At 65.9% G+C, this 15,298-nt stretch carries 11 protein-coding genes; 4 read left to right on the top strand and 7 right to left on the bottom strand.

The genetic code is table 11. The features are described from left to right. Positions 1-3: 3 nt before the first annotated feature. From tssG to AC27VE_RS12975, 7 genes are all read right to left on the bottom strand, one after another. Complete coding sequence (tssG, locus tag AC27VE_RS13005) at positions 4-1,095, bottom strand: type VI secretion system baseplate subunit TssG (protein ID WP_488704060.1); 1,092 nt, start codon at positions 1,093-1,095, stop codon at positions 4-6. Further along, on the bottom strand, positions 1,059-2,897 hold the full coding sequence (gene tssF / locus AC27VE_RS13000; RefSeq protein WP_280026377.1) for a type VI secretion system baseplate subunit TssF: 1,839 nt from the start codon (positions 2,895-2,897) through the stop codon (positions 1,059-1,061). The genes tssG and tssF overlap by 37 nt, the downstream gene beginning before the upstream one ends. Before the next feature lie 51 nt (positions 2,898-2,948). After that, entirely contained in the window at positions 2,949-3,434 is a 486-nt protein-coding gene (tssE, locus tag AC27VE_RS12995) for a type VI secretion system baseplate subunit TssE (protein ID WP_006226590.1), read from the bottom strand. A gap of 67 nt (positions 3,435-3,501) precedes the next feature. Next, positions 3,502-4,005, bottom strand: a complete 504-nt coding sequence (locus AC27VE_RS12990) for an Hcp family type VI secretion system effector (RefSeq protein ID WP_006226591.1) — start codon at positions 4,003-4,005, stop codon at positions 3,502-3,504. A gap of 45 nt (positions 4,006-4,050) precedes the next feature. Continuing rightward, the gene (gene tssC, locus AC27VE_RS12985) at positions 4,051-5,547 is read right to left on the bottom strand and encodes a type VI secretion system contractile sheath large subunit (protein ID WP_280026376.1); all 1,497 of its coding nucleotides are present in this window, start codon (positions 5,545-5,547) and stop codon (positions 4,051-4,053) included. Then, positions 5,540-6,055 carry a type VI secretion system contractile sheath small subunit gene (tssB, locus tag AC27VE_RS12980; protein WP_006226593.1) on the bottom strand — a complete coding sequence of 172 codons (516 nt, stop codon included), beginning with the start codon at positions 6,053-6,055 and terminating at the stop codon, positions 5,540-5,542. Before tssB ends, tssC begins: the two co-directional genes overlap by 8 nt. A gap of 73 nt (positions 6,056-6,128) precedes the next feature. After that, positions 6,129-6,731, bottom strand: coding sequence for a tetratricopeptide repeat protein (locus AC27VE_RS12975; RefSeq protein WP_488704059.1), 603 nt, complete (start codon positions 6,729-6,731; stop codon positions 6,129-6,131). Positions 6,732-6,985: 254 nt separating this feature from the next. Here AC27VE_RS12975 and tssJ point away from each other — a divergent pair, with 254 nt between their 5' ends. The 4 genes from tssJ to tssI form a co-directional block, all read left to right on the top strand. Further along, on the top strand, positions 6,986-7,603 hold the full coding sequence (tssJ, locus tag AC27VE_RS12970) for a type VI secretion system lipoprotein TssJ (RefSeq protein ID WP_427959020.1): 618 nt from the start codon (positions 6,986-6,988) through the stop codon (positions 7,601-7,603). Between the two features lie 65 nt (positions 7,604-7,668). Then, positions 7,669-9,015 carry a type VI secretion system baseplate subunit TssK gene (gene tssK / locus AC27VE_RS12965; RefSeq protein ID WP_088589392.1) on the top strand — a complete coding sequence of 449 codons (1,347 nt, stop codon included), beginning with the start codon at positions 7,669-7,671 and terminating at the stop codon, positions 9,013-9,015. A 16-nt stretch (positions 9,016-9,031) separates the two neighbouring features. Next, positions 9,032-9,811, top strand: a complete 780-nt coding sequence (icmH, locus tag AC27VE_RS12960; protein WP_390882064.1) for a type IVB secretion system protein IcmH/DotU — start codon at positions 9,032-9,034, stop codon at positions 9,809-9,811. Between the two features lie 82 nt (positions 9,812-9,893). Then, positions 9,894-15,298: type VI secretion system tip protein TssI/VgrG (gene tssI, locus AC27VE_RS12955; protein WP_488704058.1), on the top strand; the 5,405-nt coding region annotated here is incomplete at its 3' end.

Raw genomic sequence — 15,298 nt, 5'->3', positions numbered from 1 at the left:
GGATCAGTGAATGGTGTGCAGTTCGTAGCTGGCGTCGTCGCGGTCCGCGTCGGCCGGGCCGGTGCACAGGAACGAGTTCCAGCCCAGGCGCACCTCGCCGCCTTCGCCCAGTTGGCTGGGGGTGACGCTCTCGCGCGCCAGCACCAGCCGAACCTCGTATTCGAAGGTCATGCCGCCGAACATCGTCAGCAATTTCTCTAACGCCTGGGCCCGCTCGCCGCCCGGCAGGAAGTCCGCGAACGCCTGGCGCGACAGCGGCCCGATCCACAGCCGGATGCGCAGGTCGCGCTGCCAGATGCGGTCGCCAGCCAGCGCCGACACGCCCAGCACGGCCCCCGGGTGCCCCAGTTGCGTGCGGTTCTGCGGCGGCACGTCGTACCAGCGGCCCACGAACTGTTCAACGCGCAAGGGCACGCCGAAGTAATCCTGAAGCACGCGTTGCAGGAACGGCGCGGACACGGGCCGTTGGCGCGCCGCCGCGGCGTAGTGGGCGACGGATTCGTCATAGACCCGGCCGGCGCCGTTGTGCAGTCGGTCGCGCAGCGCGGGATGACCGATGCCGCCCAGCGCCAGCAGCAGCGGCAGGTAATGATGGTCCTGCTCGGTTTCATGCCGCAATGGCATGCGGTACTTTTTCCAGGCCGCATAGAACAGCGCCGCCGCCCGGTTCGAGAAGATGTCGAAGAAGGCGCGCGCGCCGCGGTCGCGCCGCAGGCTCTCGCGATTGGCCAGCATCTCGGAATAGTGCAGCGGCAACGCGCCCTGCGCCCCAAGCAGGCCAAAAAACGCCGGAGTCAGGTCCACCCGCCCCAGCCGCCCCTCGGCCACGGCGGCCTTGCGCGCCGCCTCGTCGGCCAGCACCTCGCCGTTCTTGTCGTACGCCACCGCATCGACGATTTCGCTGGGGGGAAAGCCCAGCCCCGGCGAATTGGGAAAGCGCAGATGCACGGGCACCGTGTGCCGCGTGCCGCCCCGCTCCTGGCGAGCAAAACATTGCTCGAGCAAGCGCACCGCCTGGAAGAACTTGAATCGCTGCGGCTCTGCCAGCAGCGTATCCATCACGCTAGGATGGCGTCGCCGTTGCATGGGGGGCATCGTAGTAGTTCCTCTGCGCCGCGGCGCGACAGCACGACCAGTTGCACGAAGCTGTTGGCGTGCACGTAAAGGCCGAAGAATCGGTTGATGACCGCCACGAAGGTGTGCAGGCTGGTGCCCACGAAATGGTCTTCATTGACGGTCAGGCGGATCTCGATGCCGCGCACGAAGGTTGCGAAAGGCTCGCCAGGCATCCAGTGCGTGGCCGGCTTGTAGTCCAGGCCCACCAGCCCTTCGATCTGGCGCGCGGCCACGGCCGACCCGGACAGGTCGTACAGGCGCAAGGTTTCCTTCAAAGCGGGCAGCCCGCTTTGCACCAGCGACAAGTGGTTCAGCGCCAGATGCGAAATCAACCGCCAGTGCGCGGCACGGCCCTGCTGGAACCGGTGCGAGTTCGTCGGCCGGCGCAGCATGCGGATGGCGCGCGCCACCGTGCCGCCCTCCAGGAACAGGTCGCCGCCCGATTGGCCCACGGCGATGTGCGAAGGCAGGTCACGGTTGGTGCAGGTCAGGTCCAGGCTGAGCGTTTCGGTCTGCGGCACGGACGGGTCGAAATCGATGTCGACGATCGAGATCTCGGTCTCGTAGCCCGGGCTGCGTTGCGCCATGGCCGCATCGCGCCGCATCGTCCAGTAATGGCCGGCGGCCTCCGGCGACTCGCCATGATGCAGCGAATAGAACGGCCGGAAGTCCACCACCGCGTCGCCCTGCGCGTTCTGGCGCACCTGGCGCACGCGGTCGATCGAATAGACCTCGTAGCCAAAAGCGCGCCGCGCGTCGGCCACCACCGGGTACGAGGCGGCCGCATGCGTCACGCGGATGGGGTCGGCGCGCTGCGTGAACAGGTTCACCACCGGCGTGCAGCCCAGCCGCAGATTGTCCACCGTCGTCGACTCCAGCAGGCGCGCGGTATTGGAATCGGCGCGCAACCCGCTGACCGGCAGATGCAGCGTGAACTGCCGCGCCGTACCCAGATAGGGGCGCAGCGCGGCCAGGTCGATATCGACGAAATTGAATTTTTCGGAAAAGACGAAGTATTCGGCCAGCAGCCGATAAGCCGGATGCGAGCTGGCCGGAAAATCGATCAGGGCATCGTCCTCGGCAAGTCCGACCTGCGCCAGCGGAATCGCGGGCAGGCGGTCCCATCGCCCCGGCTGCAACTCGACATATGCCGCCGCCGTGCGCAGGAACAGCGCATCGCGCAGCGCCGCCACGAATGACGGTTCGCCATGCAGGTACACCCGCAGCTTGTCCACGCCAGGCAGGCCAAAATGCTGGGTTTCGCCCTGGCAGCCCAGCGTGACCGAAAACCGGCCAGTGACGCCCGCAGGCAGCTTGGCCGTGGCCGGCGCGTTGGCGCTGGACACGAAACCGGCGCGCTGCACCTCGATGGGCGCCAGCGTCACCTCATAGGCCGTGCGGAACCGGCACGCCACCCCGCGCACCGGATGCGATTTCAACTCCGTGCCACGCGCGATGCGCACAGGCGCGGTCAATTGGGCGCCCGCGCCACCCAGGTCGAACTGGGCCACGCTGCACGACGGAAACGGCCGCAGATAGTGCGGGTACATCACCTCGAACAGCGCCTCGGTGAATTCGGGGTAGTCGTCGTCCAGCTTCTTGTTGATGCGGGCGCTCAGCAATGCGAACGATTCGATCATGCGTTCGACGTGCGGATCCTCGCAGGTCTCGCCAGAGAGCCCGAGACGGGCGGCGATCTTCGGATACCGTTCGGCGAAGTCGCGCGACGAACTGCGTAGAAAACCAAGTTCGCGCTCGTAATAAGGCAGCAATTCTTCCATTGTTGTCTTCCCTTCCAGCGCGCCAGTGCACCTGCACTACGGATTGATGCGTCAGACCGTGGCCGGGCTCTTGGCCCAACCCTTGGTCACGGAGTACTGCAAGGTCGACGGCTGCAATGTCGCGTCGAAGGTCACGGGCTCGTGGGCAGGCCCCACGTCCAGCATGGCCGTGATCGCGAAATACAGCACCGACGTCGCCCGGCTGTCGACCTGCAGCATCACCCGCACATGGGTCAGCCGGGGCTCGTGCCGCGCGATCGCCTGTTCCAGCGAACGGCAGATGAACTCGCGGTCGTAGTGGCTGGCCAGGCTCAATCCGGAAAAGTCGGATAGCCCGTACGTCAGCAACGACCGCTGGCAGTTCGGATAGCGCCTCAAGTCTTCCTCGGTGAACACCATGCGGGTGTTCAGCAAGGCCTCGATGTCGCGCGCCACCGTCTCTTTCATTTCTTCGATCGACAGGCGGCGCAACGCATAGGGCGACTGGCCCTCTCCTTCGAACAGCTTGTCGAACAGACTCGGTTCGAATCCTTTCATCGGGGCCTCAAATAAAAAAGACAGCGACCCGGCACGGGCCGCGGTCTTCTTGCCGATGCAGCCGCGATCAGACCGAGTAGGTCTTGTCGTTCTTGGTCAGGCTCCAGGCGCCCTGGGCATTACCGCCCTGGTTGCCGCCCACCTTCTGCTGCGTGTACTTCCACTGCACGGCGGCGTACTTCAGCGAGAACGACTCGTGCGGCAGCCCTTCGGCGACCACTTCGGGCGCAACGCGGGCGATGATCACGTACTTCAGCTTGATCTCGAGATACTTGACGCGGTTGCCTTCGCCGTCGGCGCGCAGGAAGTCGATGGTGACTTCGTCGAAGGTGGTGCCGCCCGAGGCGTGCTGATACAGCAGCGGGCTGACGACGTCCAGGTCCTTGGTGAAGACCATTTCCCCATGTTCGGTACGCTCAGCGGTATGGCCGCCCGAGGTCGAGGCGGTGGCCGAGCGCGGCTGGATGATCTCGTGGCGCCATGAGCTGACTTCGATCCAATCCGGGTGGTCCTTGTCTTGCGACTCGCCCTTGAGCGCCGGATTGCCGAACTTGACGTAGATGTCCTTCATTGTTGATAACCTCTTTTAATGGATGAGTTGTCAGTGCAATGACGCTCAGGATTTCTGGGCCTGGGCCGGCAGTTCGGCAACCAGACGCAACGAGATCGAGAGTTCGTCAAGCTGGAAATGTGGCCGCAAGAACGCCACGGCACGGAAGACGCCAGGACGTCCAGGGACCTCGGCCACCTGCACCGAAGCTTCACGCAGCGGGAACTGCGCTTTTTGCTCCTGCGTCGCGTTGTCGTCCAGCAGCACGTACTGCGACACCCAGCGATTCAGGAAACTCTCTACGGACTGCGCCGACGCGAAGCTGCCGATCTTGTCGCGCATCATCGCCTTCAGGTAATGCGCCACGCGCGATACCGAGAAGATGTATTGCAGCTGCGCCGACAGCACCGCATTGGCGTTGGCGCTGTCCGTGTTGTATTTCTTGGCCTTCTGCACCGACTGGGCGCCGAAGAAGGCCGCATAATCGGAGTTCTTGCAATGCACCAGCGGGATCAGCCCCTGGTCGCTCAATTCCTTTTCGCGACGGTCCGTGATCGCGATTTCGGTCGGGCACTTCAGCGCGATTTCGCCGTCGTCCGTCTTGAAGGTGTGGGTGGGCAGGTTTTCGACCAGGCCGCCGCCTTCCACGCCGCGGATCGCCGCGCACCAGCCGAAGTCCGCGAACGCGGCCGTCAGGCGCGCGCCGAACGCCCACGCGGCGTTGCACCAGAGGTACTTGGAATGGTCGGTGCCGTCGACGTCCTCGACGAAATTGAAGCCTTCGACCGTGGTGCCCTCTACGGGGTCATACGGCAGGCGGCCCAGAAAGCGCGGCATGGTCAGGCCCACGTAGCGCGAATCTTCCGAGTCGCGGAAGCTGCGCCACTTGGTGTATTCCACGGTGTCGAACACCTTGGCCAGGTCGCGCGGACGGCCCAGGTCAGCGAAGCTGTCCAGCCCCAGCAGTTCGGGCGACGCCGAGGCGATGAACGGCGCGTGCGAGGCCGCGGCCACGTGCGACATCTGTTCGATGAAGTACATGTCCTCGGGTTGGCGCGTGATTTCGAAGTTGCCCAGCAAGGCGCCGAACGGCGCGCCGCCGAAGGTGCCGAACTCTTCTTCATAGACCTTCTTGAACATCAGGCTTTGATCGAAATCGATCGCGGTCTGGAAGTCGCGCACCAGGTCGCGCTTGGTGGTGTTCAGCACCTTGATCTTCAGCATCGGGCTGGTGTCGGTCTCTTGGCACAGGTAGTGCAGGCCGCGCCACGTGCTCTCGAGCTTCTGGAATTCAGGCGCATGCATCACTTCGCTGAGTTGCGCCGAGATCAGGCGGTCCAGCTCGGCGACGCGCGCGTCCAGCATCGCCGACAGGTTGTCGGACACAACTACGGTGCCCTTCATGACTTCGCGCACCAGTTCGCCGATGATGTCCTTGGCGCGGTCGTGCTCGGCCGTGGACTTGGCCACGCGGCTTTGCTCGACGATCTGATCCAGCAGCCCGCTCTGGGTATCGGCCGCGGTGGCGGCGGCGGTGTTTTGCGCGGCGGCGGAATTACTCATTGCGGCCTCCCTTGTCGGTCTCGCTGGTCAGCTGTTGCAGTTTTTCCGTACTGGTCAGCACTTCGCCCAGCAGGTCTTCAAGCTTGTCGTTGCCGGCCAGCTTGTTGCGCAGGTCGGCCAGCTTGGTGCGGATGTCCAGCAGCTCGCGCAGGGGGTCGACCTGCTGCACGACGGCCTCCGGACGAAAATCCTCGATCGACCGGAACTTCAGGTCCACGCCGAACGTGCCGCCCTCTTCGGTCAGGCTGTTCTTCACGCGGTACGCGGCGCGCGGCTCCAGTCCGCGCATCACGTCGTCGAAATTATCGACGTCGATGTTGACGAACTTGCGGTCCTTCAGCCGCGGCAACTCGGCTTCGGATTGCGCGCTGAAGTCACCCACTACGCCGACCACGAAGGGAAGCTCCTTCTGTTCGATGGCGTCGCCCTTCTCCACGTCATACGTGAGCTGAACGCGCGGCGGGCGAACTTTCTGCAATCGTTTCTGAACGCTTTCTTTCTTGGCCATGGAAGGCTCCGTGCAAAGGATCGTGTCTGTCGGTCAAGCGTGCGCCGCATGGCGCGGCACACGCCGAGGCGAATCACTTGGTAAGCAGGTCGCCGAACGGATTCGGCGCGCGATTAGGCTGCTGGGCGGGGGGGGTGGGGACTTTGGGCGCTGACGGCTGGGCCGCTGGCGGTGCTGCGGGAACGGTTGCGGGCGCCGCACTGGACGACGCGGCTTGCGATGCGGGGGCTGCCCCGCCGGCATCCTGCGCCGCGCCAACGGGCGTGGCGGGCTCCACCTTGCGCGGCTGGCGGGGACGCGGCGGCGGCGGACGGCGGCCTTCGGGGAACAACACGTCCTGTCCCAAGGTCTCGCGCATCGACGCGGCCAGCGCCACGGCATCGGCGCGTGCATTACCGGCCAGCAGCGCGTCGGCGCGCAGGTCGGCCAGCGACTGCATCGCCACCCGCAGGCCGCCCACCGCACGCACGGTCTTGGCGACAAAGTCCTGCGGGTCGCGGCTCAGCGTCTCATCGGCGGCGACGATGGCCTGGCCGTATTTCTGTTCGTCGAACCGGATCTTCGCGATGTAAGACCAGGGTTCTCCCTTGGACGGATTGCGCTGCGCGATCTCTTCGAACTGCGCGACAGCCTGGTCGGATCCCTTCTGTTCCAGCGTCTTTTGCGCCGCATCCATGGATTGTTTGAATTCCGCTTCCGACTGCGGTTTTACCGATGCACAGCCGGCCATTACTGCAACGACACCTGCAAGAACAACGAGGCGGGAAAAGGGCATTTTTAAGCACCTAGCAAGGTTGTAACTAGGGGCCGTATTTCAACAACCTTTTGTTAGTACAGCGCTACAGCGAGTGTCTTCATGTTACTTGCATCGAATTTGCATTCATCATGCTGCGATCTGTATTGCTTCACACAGTTCCGGTATAAAGGGCCATGTCCAAACATATCCATTTATCACGCTTCTTCGCAGTGATTGCTTGCACGCTTGCAAGCACCGCCATTACTGGATGTGCGGCCGTATCGGCTATCGGCGCAGTGGCCGGTTTGACGGGTAATGCGATGGAGATGGCGGGCTTGAAAAAGCAGGAAAACGCGCCTGTGGAAGTGAAATTGGCGATACACGCCGGAGAAAATTTGAATGCCAGCAGCGGGCAATCGATGGCTGTCGTTACAAAAATATACTACCTGAAGAATCCTGAGCAATTCCAACGTGCACCGCTCACGCAATTGATAGACACTGCGCAAGAGAAAGCGGCGCTAGGTGAAACGTTGTTGGGTTCGCGCGAGCTCACGCTCACGCCAGGACAGCGCTACGAGGGCGTGGAAAAAGTCCCCAAGCAAGCGGATTACATCGCGATCGCAGGGCTGTTCTATGCCCCCGCGCCGATGCGTTGGAAGTACGTATTCAAGGTCGACGGCGTGGAAGACAGTGGCATCGTCCTGGGCGCGCATGCGTGTGCGCTGACGGTCGCCACGGGTAAACCCACGTTGCCGGCGGGCATACCAACCTATGATCCCGCGCGCCTGTCCGGCGTGCAGTGTCCCGGTTGACGCGCACTGCGCGGCCGCCCGCCTTCTATATATAGACATAGAAAGACAAGAGAGGGAGCGCCAACTTGAGTTACTCAGCCAAAGTCCTTTGGGGCGAAGGATTGTTCCTGCGACCGCAGCATTTTCAGCGGCAGGACGCGTATCACGAAGACCGGCTGGCCGAGATGGCCCGCGCATTGCACCCGTATGCGTGGGGCCTGCGCGCGGCGCGCTTCGATGCGTCGGCGCTGGCAAACGGCATGCTGCGCGCGACCGAGATGAGCGCCGTGTTTCCGGATGGCGAGCTCTACAACGCGCCGCACGGTGATGAGCTTCCGCCGCCCGTGGCGCTGACGGCGCTGGACGGCGTGAGCGAAGCGGTGTTCTATCTGGCGATCCATCCCTTGAAGGCGATCGGCGGCAATTATCGCGATGGCCAGGCAGCGGCAAGTTTCGACACGCGCTACACGCACAACAACACGCCCGCGCCCGATCTCTACACGGGCGCCACGACCGCAGAACTCGCCTTCTTGCGCAAGGACGTGCGGCTGATCTCCGAATTCGAACCGCGTGACGAACTGCTGGCGATTCCCGTCGCCCGCGTGCGCCGCACGGCAAGCGCCGGGTATGAACTGGACACCACGTTCATCGCCCCCAGTCTGTCGCTGACGGCCTCCGGCGCGCTGCATGAGCAACTGCGCCGCCTGCTTGATGCGTTGCAGGCCAAGGTCAACGCGCTCTACGGTTTTCATCGCGAGCCCAGCAAGAACATCATTGAATTCCGCTCGGGCGACGTTGCCTCGTTCTGGCTGCTGCACACCGCAAACGAAGCCTACGCGACGCTTTCGCACCTGTTCCATCACCCGCAGCTGCATCCCGAACGCCTGTTCCAGGAACTGGCGCGGCTGGCCGGTGCGCTGATGACGTTTTCCAAGGTCCACACACTGGCCGACCTGCCCGTGTATCGCCACGATGCGCCTGGGCCCGCGTTCGCCCGCATGGACGAGATCCTGCGCGACCTGCTTGAAACCGTGATCTCCACGCGTTACTTCTCGATCGTGCTTGAAGAACTGCGGCCATCGTTCCACATGGGCCGGCTGGATTCGGAAAAGCTCGACGAAACGACGTCGCTCTATCTGGCCGTGCAAGCGGCGATGCCTGCCGCCGAACTCGCCGAGAGCGTGCCCATGCGCTTCAAGGTGGGTGCGCCGGAAGACGTCGACAAGCTGGTGCTGTCCGCGATGCCCGGCGTGCCGCTGAGCTACACGCCGCAAGTGCCGCCCGCCGTGCCGGTAAAGCCGGGGGCTGTGTATTTCGCCTTGCAGACGCGCGGGTCGCTGTACGACCGCATGCTGCAGGCGCGCAGCATCGCCATCTATGCCCCCGCAGGCATTCCCGAACTCAAGCTGGATTTGATCGCAGTGACCCGCTGACAGGAACGACATCGCCATGACCGCTGACGCCCCCTCCCTGATGCCCGGCGCGACACTGCCTCCGCGTGCTGCCGACTTCCACGCCAGCCGCCCCGCCAAGTCATTGCTGGACCTGCTGTACGACGGCTTCCTGATGCTGTTCCTGTTGAAGAGCGGGCAGGAACCCACTGATGCGGCCGCCTTCTCCGCGCGCGTGCAACAGTTCCTGGCGGACTACGAACGCGCCGCCAAGAAGATGGATATCCCCGCTGAAGACGTGTACGCCACCAAGTACGCGTTCTGCGCGGCCGTCGACGAAACGGTGCTGAACTCCCGCTTCGCCATCCGCGATACGTGGATGCTGCAGCCGTTGCAGCTGACCCTGTTCGGCGAGCAACTGGCTGGCGAGAACTTCTTTGCCCGGCTTGAAGACCTGCGCGCGCAGGGCGCGCCGCGCCTGCAATCGCTGGAGATCTATTACATGTGCCTGCTGCTGGGCTTTCAGGGCAAGTACCTGATCGAAGGCCAGGAGAAGCTGGGTTATCTGACGGCGCGGCTGGGCGACGAGATCGCGCTGTTGCGCGGCAAGCGCACCGGCTTCGCGCCGCACTGGCCACTGCCGGACAAGGTTGCCCACACGCTCAAGCGTGACGTGCCGCTGTGGTCGATCATGGCCGTGTTTGCACTGATGGGCTTGCTGGCATTCCTGGGTATCGGCCACTTCCTGAACACGGAAATGCAAACCGCCATGGCGCCCTATCACGACATCGTCAAGCTGGGCCCGCGCGCGGCGCATCTGACGATATCGCTGCCTTAGCGCGCCCCGCACAACACGCCCCCGTCCCTTCCGGCGCGCGCTGCGCGCCTTCGGCTCCGCCGATCGAATACCGCCAAGCCCTATGAACGCCTTGCCTTCGAACGCCCCGGCCTACTCGTCGCTGAACATCGCCACCCTGTCGCAACAAGCGCGCCTCTTGCGCGTGAGCGCACCGCTGGACGCGGAGCTGGTTGCCGAACGCATGACGCTGCGCGAAGGCGTCTCGCGCCTGTTCTCGCTGACTCTCGACTGCCTGGCCGCCAGCGCCGAGATCGACGTGGCGGCATTGCTGGGCAAGGAGATCACCGTCAGCCTGCTGCAGGCCGACGGCTCGATGCGGCGCTGGCACGCGGTCGTCGAAGGCGTTGACGCCCTGGGCGCCGATGGCGGACTGGCCCGCTACCGCCTCCATGCCGCGCCGTGGATGGCCGCGTTGGCGCTGCGGCGCGACAGCTTCATCTATCAGGACCTGTCGGTGCAGGACATCGTTAGCGAAGTGTTTGCGGATTATCCCCAGGCCGCGTTCGCCTTTGAGCTGACCGATGCGCTTGCGCCGCGCACGACGTGCACGCAGTACCGCGAATCCGATCTGGACTTCGTTGCGCGCATCCTGGCCGAGGCCGGCTTAAGCTATCGCTTCGAACATCAGCAAGACGACGCACAGGCTTCAGGCGGCGGTGCACGCCATCGCGTGGTGATTTTCGATGCGGATGCCGCCCGCCCCGAAGATCCGGCGTCGCCCTTGCGCTTTCACCGCAGCGACGCCACGGAAACCAGCGACAGCATTACGCGCTTCGCGGCGGCCCAGGCCGTGCGTCCGAACGCCGTCGCGCGAGCGGCCTGGAACGAACGCACGCTGACCGCCCACGCCGCAAAGACCCGATCGCAGGTCCAGGTCGAAGCCTTGCCCGTGCTTGAGGACTACGACTACGCCGGACACGGCCGCTATGCCGATGACGACGCCGCCGAACAAAGCGTGGCGCGGTCGCTGCGCACCCATGAATCCCGACTGGTGCGCTTCGACGGCGCGGGCACCGTGCGTTCGCTGGCGCCGGGCCGGCTGTTCGCGCTGACCCAACACGAGCGCTACGCGCAAGGCGGCGGCGGGCAGGCGGTCGACGAACTGGGCGGCAACCGCTACGCCCTGCTGGAGGTCATCCACGAGGCCACCAACAACCTGGGCGGACAGGCTGCCCAGGTGCTGGACACGCCCGACATGGAGCGTGGCACCTACCGCAACCGCTTCAGCGCGCAGCCCGAAGCCGCGGCGCTGATGCCCGTCTGGCTGCCCCGCCCGACCGCCCCGGAAGGCCTTGCCGCCGTCGTGGTCAGCGCCAGCGACGCATCCATTACGTCCGACCGCGATCTGCGCGTGAAGGTGCAATTCCCCTGGCAACGCGGCGACAAGCCGCTGCCGGGCGGCCTGCCGCACCGCACCCACGGCGACGCGAGTGGCAACGCGCCGGGCGACGAACGATCCGGCACCTGGCTGCGCGTGGCCAGTTCGCAGGCAGGACCAAACTGGGGCGCGCATCATCTGCCGCGCAGTGGCACCGAGGTCATCGTCGAATTCATCGACGGCGATATCGACCAGCCCGTGGTCGCAGGCCAGCTCTACAACGATGCCGATCTGCCGCCGTGGTCCGCCGGCGAGAACGGCGACGCCAATCACGCGGGCGTCCTGAGCGGATGGCACAGCCAGGGGCTGGACGGCGCGGGGCGCAACCAATGGGTTTTTGACGACACCAAGGGCAAACTGCGCACGCGCCTGGCTAGCTCCACCGCCGCCACGCAACTGGGTCTGGGTTACCTGGTGGAACAGGAACTGGATGCGGCCAGCCGTGGTCAATGGCGCGGCACCGGCTTCGAACTGCGCTCGGACGCCTGGGCGGTCGTGCGATCGGGCCAGGGCATGCTGGTGTCGGCCACCGCACGCGAACAGGGCAAGTCCACGCAGGCGGACGCGCAGGAAGCGCTGCTGCTGCTGCGCGGTGCGCAAGACGCCTCGCGGCGCCTGAACGATAGCGCCGGCCAGCATCAGGCACGCCCCTTGGCTGCGGCCGAGGGCTACGACGCATTGCTCCAGGCCCTGGATCCCGAGCAGGAAGGTCGCTACACACCGCAGGTCAACGGCCAGGCCGCTGGCAAGGCCGCCAGCGGCCAGCGCACTGGCGATGCCCCCGTCGAACGCATCAATGGCCCCCACCTTTTTGTCGATGCACCGAATTCGTTGAACCTGGCCACCCCGGCCAGCGCCGTGCTGCATGCGGGCGAGCACCTGCACACCACCGCCCAATCCGATGCCCACGTCGCGGCTCAACAGACGTACGCCGCTGTCTCGGCGCGGTCTGCCAGCGTGTTCGCGCAGCAGGGCCCGATCCGCGCCATCTCGGCGCAAGCGCCCGTCTCGTTGCATGCGCACACCGACATCCTGGAGGCGCTGGCCGGCCAGGACATCACCGTCACCTCATCCGCCGAGGGCATCGAGATCCTGGGCAACCAGCGCGTCACCTTGCAGGCCGCCGGCGGCAGCGTCACGCTCGACGGCGCCGACATCGTCTTCAAGGGACCCGGGCTGTTCTCGGTCAAGGGCGCCACGCACAACTTCGTTGGCCCGGGCAGCGATGCGGCCAATCTTCCCGCCCTGCCCAGCACCACGGTCGATGACCCGCTCATCGTCAGCGCGGAGCTGGTGCATAAGGACGGCGTCTTCGCCACGGCGGCAAAGAAGGCCGGCGCCAGCCTGATGGCCGGCTTCGGCGGCGCAGGTGGTGCCGGCGTTGCGGACAGTGGCTTGGGCGCGCTGGGCGAGGCGATGCCTGCCGGTTTGAGCGACCTGGGCAAGACTGCCGCTGGCGCGGCCTCCAAGCTCTCGCAGCTGGCCGGCCAGGCGAATACGCTGGCCGGGTTGGCCAAGAACCCGATGGGCGCGCTGTCGGCCGCCCCCGGGCTGCTGGGCGGCGCAAGCCCCGCCGTGGGCGGGCTGCTGAACACCGCCAAGAACACGATGGGCATGGTGTCGCAGGCGCAGGCGATGATCGCGAACCCGATGTCGGCGCTGCCGGCCGCGTCCGGCCTGCTAGGCTCGGTCGCGCCTGGCGCGGGCGGCATGATCGACAGCGCAACAGCGGCCGCCGGCACGGTGACGAAGGCCGCAGAATTGATCAAGAACCCCATGGCGGCAATGCCCGCCGCGACCGACATGCTGGCCTCCGTCGCGCCCGAGGGCGCATCGAAAATGATCAGTAGCGCGGCGACGTTTGCGGGTGCGGGTGCGGGTGCGGGTGCGGGTGCGGGTGCGGGTGCGGGTGCGGGTGCGGGTGCGGCGACGGGGGTGGATGGCGGCGTGGGCGCAGGCTCGGCGCTGCCGGGTGCCTCCTCGACATCGCCGGCCGCATCGGCAGGAGCAAGCCCGACGCCGCAGGCCGACGTCTCGAATGCGGGGACGGCGGGAAGCGCCGCGCCGGCAATGACTGGCGAGGCCAGTGCCGCAAACAGTGCACAAGGCGACAAGGTCGCGCCGCAGACGCCCCGGCCCGATGGCGGAACGGCGGCGGGGGGAGTTACGCCTGTGACGGGTTCGGGTTCGGGTTCGGGTTCGGGTTCGGGTTCGGGTTCGGGTTCGGCACCCGTCTCGACTTCGGCTCCTGCTGCGACACAGACACCCGCACAGGCACAAGCAGCATCGGCGCCGGCTGCGATGCCTGCTGCGGCTCCGGACGCGGCTCCCGACTCCGCCGCGGCACCAGCCTTACAGACCGCCTCTGCCTCCACCACGGCGTCCCCTGACGCTTCCGCTGCGGCAACGGCGGCCACAGCCCCTTCCGTCGCGACCCACACGAGCGGCCAGAACACGGCCAGCACGCCTCCGGCAGGCGCAGCGAGTGCAAGCGCTCCGGTTGCCCCGTCTACGCTGCCCCCAGAGGCGGGCATCATTGCTAGCCAGGGAGCGGGTGCCAGCGCGAATGCGGGCCTCGCCGCGGGTGCAGGCTCCAGCATCGCAGCGAACGCAGCACCCGCTGGCACAAGCACGCCCGTCGCCGCGAGTGCGGCAGCCACTGGTGCAAGCACGAGCATTGCTACAGCCACAGGCGCAAGCGCAAGCGCGACTATCGCCGCGGGCGCGGGCATCGCTGCAACGGGTGCGCTCGCCCCATCCGAAGCCGGTGGCGCCCTCTCGGCCGCCACGCTGAGCAACACATCTGTGCCCACCGGCGTCGACCTCACGCCTCTTGGCAACGCGCCCTTGAACGCACAGAACCTTGCACCGTCGCTCGGTTCGCCGGGACTTGATACGTCGGCCTCGATAGCCTCGGGCACGCTGGCGTCCCCGTCCGCCACGTCAGAAATGTCGGCGTCTTTCGGCAACGCCACAACCACCGCCAGCACGCTCAACGCGCCTAGCCTGCCCGACGGGGCGCAGGGCGACGTCGGCCCGGACACCGTGCCGTCAACATTCAGCGCAACCGCCCCGAGTCAGATAGCCGCGAATCCCGCGACGGCGAGCCCGTCAAGCGCAGGCTGGATGGCGGCAAGCGTCGTCGGCGCAGGCGTGGTCGGTGCGAGCAATATCAGCAACACCCAAGCGGTCTCAAACACCCCCCGCGCGACGCCGCAGGCGTCGGCCGCAACCGCCGAGACCACGCACGAGACCTCGCGTACAGCAGAGCACCTCGCGCCTCATGCCTTGCCTCTCGGCGCAACGGGCGCCGGCATGATCGCGGCGGTTGCCACGACCATTGCAGCGGCAACGCCGCTACGTGCCCGGGGCGACGCCGATCGTGCCAATGCCATTGCCGATGTCGATGCTAAGGACGCGCAATCGCCTGCGCCAATCGCACAAGGCACGACAGAAGCACAAGTAAGCACAAAGACTGGCGCTCGCGACACACGTCACTACGACGAACGCGCTGAAAACAACGGCCGCACCGAGCAGACCGACCAAAACGCACACTACGAAAACACCACGCATCGTCTTGGCGAACCGCCCAACGCCGCCCTGCTCTCGACGCTTGCCGCGGGCGCCGGCACCCTGTTCAGCGCGACCGCATCCGCTGCCAGCAGCGCGACACATGCCGCATCAGTTGCCTCCGTCACGGAAGGCGCTTTGCCCGCCACCGTGGACTTGCCGGCCATTGCGTCGCACACCGGCACGGCGCGGCCCGGGCTGCACATGCCTGACGCCATCCCAGGCATATCCCCGGATACTGCCTCTGTCGTCGCGACCAATACCGCCATGCCGGCAACGGAGGCTGCGTTGACTAGTGTGCCGACCCAACCTGGATCGGACGCCATGCTGTCAAGCACGCCTTCCCTGTCGAGTTCGGACGCGGCATTAGCCGGTACGCCCTCCCTGTCAAACAGCGCCCCCTCCCTCTCGGGTGTCTCTGCACAAACACCCGGTTTCGTGCCGGCTGCCGGTACAAACTTCCCACAAGGTGCTGGTCTGCCGGGCATGCAAGAGGCGGGAGGCATGGCCATTCCAGG

Source organism: Achromobacter sp. 18P8.1.1, from assembly GCF_057799415.1.
This window is presented reverse-complemented; position numbering and strand designations above follow the sequence as displayed.

Bases quoted from the DNA above. Each gene is read 5' to 3' on its own strand.
- tssB (WP_006226593.1), bottom strand. From the start codon at position 6,055: ATGGCCAAGAAAGAAAGCGTTCAGAAACGATTGCAGAAAGTTCGCCCG.
- AC27VE_RS12975 (WP_488704059.1), bottom strand. From the start codon at position 6,731: ATGGATGCGGCGCAAAAGACGCTGGAACAGAAGGGATCCGACCAGGCT.
- tssF (WP_280026377.1), bottom strand. From the start codon at position 2,897: ATGGAAGAATTGCTGCCTTATTACGAGCGCGAACTTGGTTTTCTACGC.
- tssC (WP_280026376.1), bottom strand. From the start codon at position 5,547: ATGAGTAATTCCGCCGCCGCGCAAAACACCGCCGCCGCCACCGCGGCC.
- tssE (WP_006226590.1), bottom strand. From the start codon at position 3,434: ATGAAAGGATTCGAACCGAGTCTGTTCGACAAGCTGTTCGAAGGAGAG.
- tssG (WP_488704060.1), bottom strand. From the start codon at position 1,095: ATGCCCCCCATGCAACGGCGACGCCATCCTAGCGTGATGGATACGCTG.
- AC27VE_RS12990 (WP_006226591.1), bottom strand. From the start codon at position 4,005: ATGAAGGACATCTACGTCAAGTTCGGCAATCCGGCGCTCAAGGGCGAG.
- tssJ (WP_427959020.1), top strand. From the start codon at position 6,986: ATGTCCAAACATATCCATTTATCACGCTTCTTCGCAGTGATTGCTTGC.
- icmH (WP_390882064.1), top strand. From the start codon at position 9,032: ATGACCGCTGACGCCCCCTCCCTGATGCCCGGCGCGACACTGCCTCCG.